This is a genomic window from Candidatus Anoxymicrobium japonicum (assembly GCA_002843005.1).
In the GTDB taxonomy this organism is placed as follows: domain Bacteria; phylum Actinomycetota; class Geothermincolia; order Fen-727; family Anoxymicrobiaceae; genus Anoxymicrobium; species Anoxymicrobium japonicum.
The window spans coordinates 1-5,179 of the sequence record PHEX01000100.1; the positions used below are offsets into that span (position 1 = coordinate 1).

Annotated in this window: 2 protein-coding genes; both read left to right on the forward strand. The window is 59.4% G+C overall.

Features of this window, described 5'->3' with window-relative positions:
* A partial coding sequence (locus tag CVT63_08005; protein PKQ27436.1) for a hypothetical protein occupies positions 1-3,405 on the forward strand: 3,405 nt, incomplete at its 5' end.
* Positions 3,406-3,813: 408 nt separating this feature from the next.
* Positions 3,814-4,956 carry a hypothetical protein gene (locus CVT63_08010; GenBank protein ID PKQ27437.1) on the forward strand — a complete coding sequence of 381 codons (1,143 nt, stop codon included), beginning with the start codon at positions 3,814-3,816 and terminating at the stop codon, positions 4,954-4,956.
* The last annotated feature ends 223 nt before the right edge of the window (positions 4,957-5,179 follow it).

The window sequence follows — 5,179 nt, forward strand, 5'->3', positions numbered from 1 at the left end:
GCGACCACCGTGGACGTCACGATCGCCAGCACGTATGCCAACAACTGGCAGGACTACCAGAACGAGGGGACCCAGGTCCGCATCCAGGTCCCTTCGGGTTACAACGCCAGCACTGCCACGCCGCTGGTCATCGCCCTCCACGATTGGGAGCAGACCCGCTTCAACGCCTTCACCGACTATGCCGCCGCGGCCGACGCCAAGGGCTGGCTCCTCGCCGCCCCCGAAATGCACGGCGAGGTCAACACCGCCCCCAATACCGGCGCCGAGGTCATGGGCGCCCCCGCATCCCAGTGGGACGTCCTCGACACCCTCAACTACATGCAAACCTACTACAACGTCGACGCCTCCCGCATCTACCTGATCGGCTACGGCATGGGCGCCCTCACCGCCTATCTCTCCGCCGCCCGCTGGCCCCAGCTCTTCGCTGGCGTCGCCGCCGATAGCGGCCCATCCGCCCTCGTCATGTGGGAATACGAAACCCGGCCCTACATCCCGCCCGACTCCCAGGGCCTCACCCCGAACGAAGCGCTCAACTACGCCATCCGCCGCGAGTGCGGTTCCTACAGCGAACCGTATCACTATCTCGTCGCGATGCGCCGACCGTACCAGGCCGGCCACGAGTACGACCGCCGCAGTCCCTCCGAGTTCGCAGCCAACTTCAAACACGTCCCGCTCCTGATCCTCCACCCGCAGAACGATCAGGTCGTCCATCCGCATCACGCCGAGGACATGTACATCGACGTCAACGAGTTCGACCCCGATCGCCTCGAGCTCCAGTGGTTCCCGGGCAAACACGGCGACCGTTATCCCAACTTCGCCAGCTACACCCTGGACTGGCTCGATGTCTCCCAACGCACCCCCGGCCTCGCCCCGGCAGCCAACCCCTTCCGCGGCGAGTCCCCCATGCAGATCTGGTGGCTCGGCGTCGAGATGCCCACCGACCCGGCCAAGGCCCACTTCGTCTCGGTCCCGGTCGCCGACTACGTCACGGTGGCCCAAAGCATCACCATCCAGGTTGAAGACAACAACCTGCCCGCCGACACCTCCGTCAACCTGACCGTCGACTTGGCCCAAATCGGCTTCCCGACGACCAACACCTATCTGCTCGAACGCCTCAACAACGACACCGGCGGGTTCGCCAGCAGCTTCCTCCTGCCGGAAGCCGGCCGGCTGCGCGTTCCCGTCCAAAAGGGCGCCTTCAGTTTGCGCATCTACTACACCAACCAGATGCCGCTCACCACGACCCTGACCCTCCGCCAGGGCCTCAACGGTTACAGCGGCGCCCAGGACACCGCCATCTCGGCCTGGTTCCCCACCACCAACTACGGCGCTGAGCAGGAACTCGAGATCCGCAATCAGCACGCCGATCCCATCTCCGAGCCGTTGGTCAAGTTCAACCTGTCCGGCCTGCCGGCCAATGCCCAACTGCGCGCTGCGGCCCTCAGCGTCTACTTCATTTCCGGCCCCAACAATGCCAACCGCCTGCCCCTCAGCGTCTATGCCCTCAACCGCCCCTGGAACGAGTACCAGGCCGAGGGCGTACCCACCGATCGCGCCGGCGCCCGCGCCGACCTCCGCTACGTCTTCGCCCCCGATATCAAGCGCTACTGGGGCTTCGATGTCACCCAGATCGTCCAGAGTTGGCTGGTCGATCCCACCAGCAACCACGGCTTCATCCTGCGCGCCTCCGACATCTCCACGGATGTGGCGGCCGCCAGCAATCGTTTCAACATCGCTTCGGCCAACCACGTCACGGCCGGCTATCGCCCGGTGCTGATTCTGATCTACACCACCGGATCCGCGATCACGCCGACACCCACCAACACGCCAACCGCCGGTCCATCGCCGACGCCAACGGCCACAGCCACTCCCACCACCACGCCCGCGGCGCTGCCACAAACGCCGACGCTGCCCAAGGATTGGAAGCTGGTTCATTCCAGCCCCGGCGTCTCCTGGCGCGACATCCACTTCGTGGATCGCAACACCGGCTTCGCGGTCGGCGGCCCGGACTGGGAAACCATCGGCCCGCCAGCCAAGTTCATCAAGACGACCGACGGCGGCAAAACCTGGACCGAGCAGACGTTGGACACGCTGGGCTGGATGCGCGGCCTGAACTGCAAAGACGTAAACACGTGCTGGATCGCCGGCAAGTATGGAACCATCCTCCGCACCACGGATGGCGGCACTTCGTGGGAATGGGTTAACGTGCGCACCTCGTATGCGGGCTATCTTTACTCAGTTGGGCTGACCGGCAAAGGTGGCACAGTGCTCGTCGGATCGACGGGCACGCTCACCTTCCGATCCGAGGATGGCTACAACTTCGATGGGATCGACTCAGGTGCGGACACCGTCCAGTGGGACTTCGCTTGTCCGGAGCCGGGGACTTGTTACGCGGCCTCCAACGGACAGTTGGTGACGCGTACCACCGACGACGGGTTGACATGGCAGATCTTCCAGACCGAGTGGGCTTACCAGAAGGGCAACTATTTCGGGATCTCATGCACCGACCCAAATACCTGTTGGGTCGCCGGTGAGTACGGCCAGATCCAGGTCACCAGAAATGGGAAGTCGTCCTGGCCAACCTGGGAAGCGCAACACCCCAACATCCCGACCAACATCGACTTTTGGCGCATCCGCATGTTGAACGGACGCCAGGGTTACGCAGTCGGCACGGGAGGCGCCATCTACCGGACGGACAACGGATCCACGTGGAAGCCCTTCGTATCACCCACGACGGAAAAGATCCTTGACCTACAGATCTTCAGCATGGACGACTTCTTCGTGGTCGACTGGGGCGGCCAGGTATGGCACTACGGGGTGCACACCCTACCCATGGCGACCCCGACCGCGACGGCCACGGCGACAGCCACGGCGACAGCCACGGCGACAGCCACGGCGACAGCCACGGCGACAGCCACCCATACACCCACCGCGACCGCGACACACACACCCACCGCGACCGCGACACATACGCCGACAGCCACGGCGACTAATACGCCGACCGCGACTCCGACCATGACCCCGACCGCCACACCGACGCAAACGCCCACGGCCACCGCGACCCCGACGCCCAGCGTCGGGAGCGTGGCAGGCGTCGTGTTCCATGACGTGAACGCGAACGGCGCGCAGGATGCCGGCGAACCGGACCTGTCCGGCGTAACCGTAACCCTGCGCGGTCCCGCACCGCTCACCGCCGCAGAAACGACCCTCACCGGCGCGGACGGGCGCTACGACTTCCACACGGTGGAACCCGGCGCGTACACCGTGGCCGCAACCCCGCCGGAGGACTACTTCACGCCGGACGCCGCGCCGCAATCGGTCGACGTGGCCGCCAACGCGACCGCACAAGCCGACTTCTCCCTGCGCACCTATGTGAAGAGCTACCTTCCACTGTTGCGCAGGTAATCGTTCGCTCGACGGCAAAACAGTGCGGCGGGTTCCGCACTGGCATGACGCGGGGCACCCGCCACCTGCCACGTCACCGACATACCTATACATCTGGAACAACAACAGAAGCGGAAAGCCGGCTACTTGTGTGGCCAAGCTGGAGACTTTGGAATTACGCGCGTTTGGAGTAGAATCCAGAATGGACACCACGCCTCTCCGTGCGTTGCAGCACAACACCGAGGCGAAAAGGTAAACGGTCCAGGTCCAAATGGCGGCACAAGCGAAAGACATTCTACAGATGCACGGCTTCACATTCGAAGACCAACTCAGCGAGGAGGCAACCGTCGCAAATGGAGAAGCGTTGACGACCTCAACTGCGACAGTGGTTGCTCCAGCTATTGCCTCATCGTCCAAAGGAGAAGACACGTGAGCAGAAGTGCAAAGGTTTTTCGTTCAAAGTGGTTGCTGCTCGCGGCAATTATAGTGGGAGTTGGGATCAGATTGTTGGCAGCTACCAGGGGACACAATTACGACGTTGACTCGTTCATCATTGTGGCCGATCTTGTTGACCACGGACGTAATGTCTATGCCAGCACCTCGCGATATAACTATGGGCCAATCTGGCTCAATGTCTTACATGCCATATACCGATTATCTTCCAGGGATGTCGTTACCTTTCGCTACATGCTGGCCGGCTTTCTCGGCCTGGTTGACGTAGGCATCTTCATTATCTTGTGGCGGAAATTTAGGCGAACGACGGCTTACTTGTTCTTTTTCAACCCCATTTCTATCATCATCACGGGCTATCATAGTCAGTTTGATAATCTAGCCATCCTCCTGGGCTTACTCTCTGTTGTACTACTTGGAGATCATCTCGACAAACGTCTCAGTAAGCGGGAATTACTAGGATTATTTACACTTGGCCTCTCATTAATGACAAAACATATACTGTTTGCATTCCCTGTATGGCTAGCAGTCAAACAAAAAGGGAGCCTGCGAAAAATCGCCGTAGTTATTGTGCCGATCTCGGTGTTCTTGTTAGGATTTGTTCCATATTGGCATGAAGGTAAGCAAGGAATCATCCAGAATATCTTCCTATACGAATCATGGAACAATGCGTACTTTTACAAATGGTTTGTTCCTATGGGTATTCAACTGATCTTCACGCGCAAGATGATCTGGATATCCCTGCTAGCTTTTTTCGCCTTTGTCTTTAGACGAAGAAATGCCCCTGAGTCCTTGCTTCTATACACTGGTGTACTCATCGCAACCTCCCCGGCGATCGCGAATCAGTATCTGGCAATTGTCATTCCGTTTGTCGCAGCAAACACGAACATCTTCCTGGTCCTGTATACGTTGATTGGAACATGGTATCTTCTGGTTGATCATCACGGTCTGCACATTTCTTCGTTACAACACATCATCAACATAGACCAGGGTGTATGGTATACCATTTTGGTTTGTATGTTATGTACAGCGCTCGTTTGGATCGCATGGCGCCAGGGCATAGTCGCTTTCCTCAAGAAAGGAGTCCTTGAAGCAAAGATCCAACTAGGATATGAGGAATGAGTTCTTGTACTGGGACCCCCCATACTGGCGGTGCGTGACGAAACTTTCACGTTGCGCACCGCCCCCTTTTCATGCGCCATTCATTCTCCGCTCGTATACTCTTCACGATAGCCTGGAAAAGAAACAGTGGGTGCAGATATAACATACAAGGCGTCGCCCGCGCCTATTTTGTAGATTTTTCGATTGCGGCAGCCCACTGGCTTTCAAACCGGCGATGATCTTC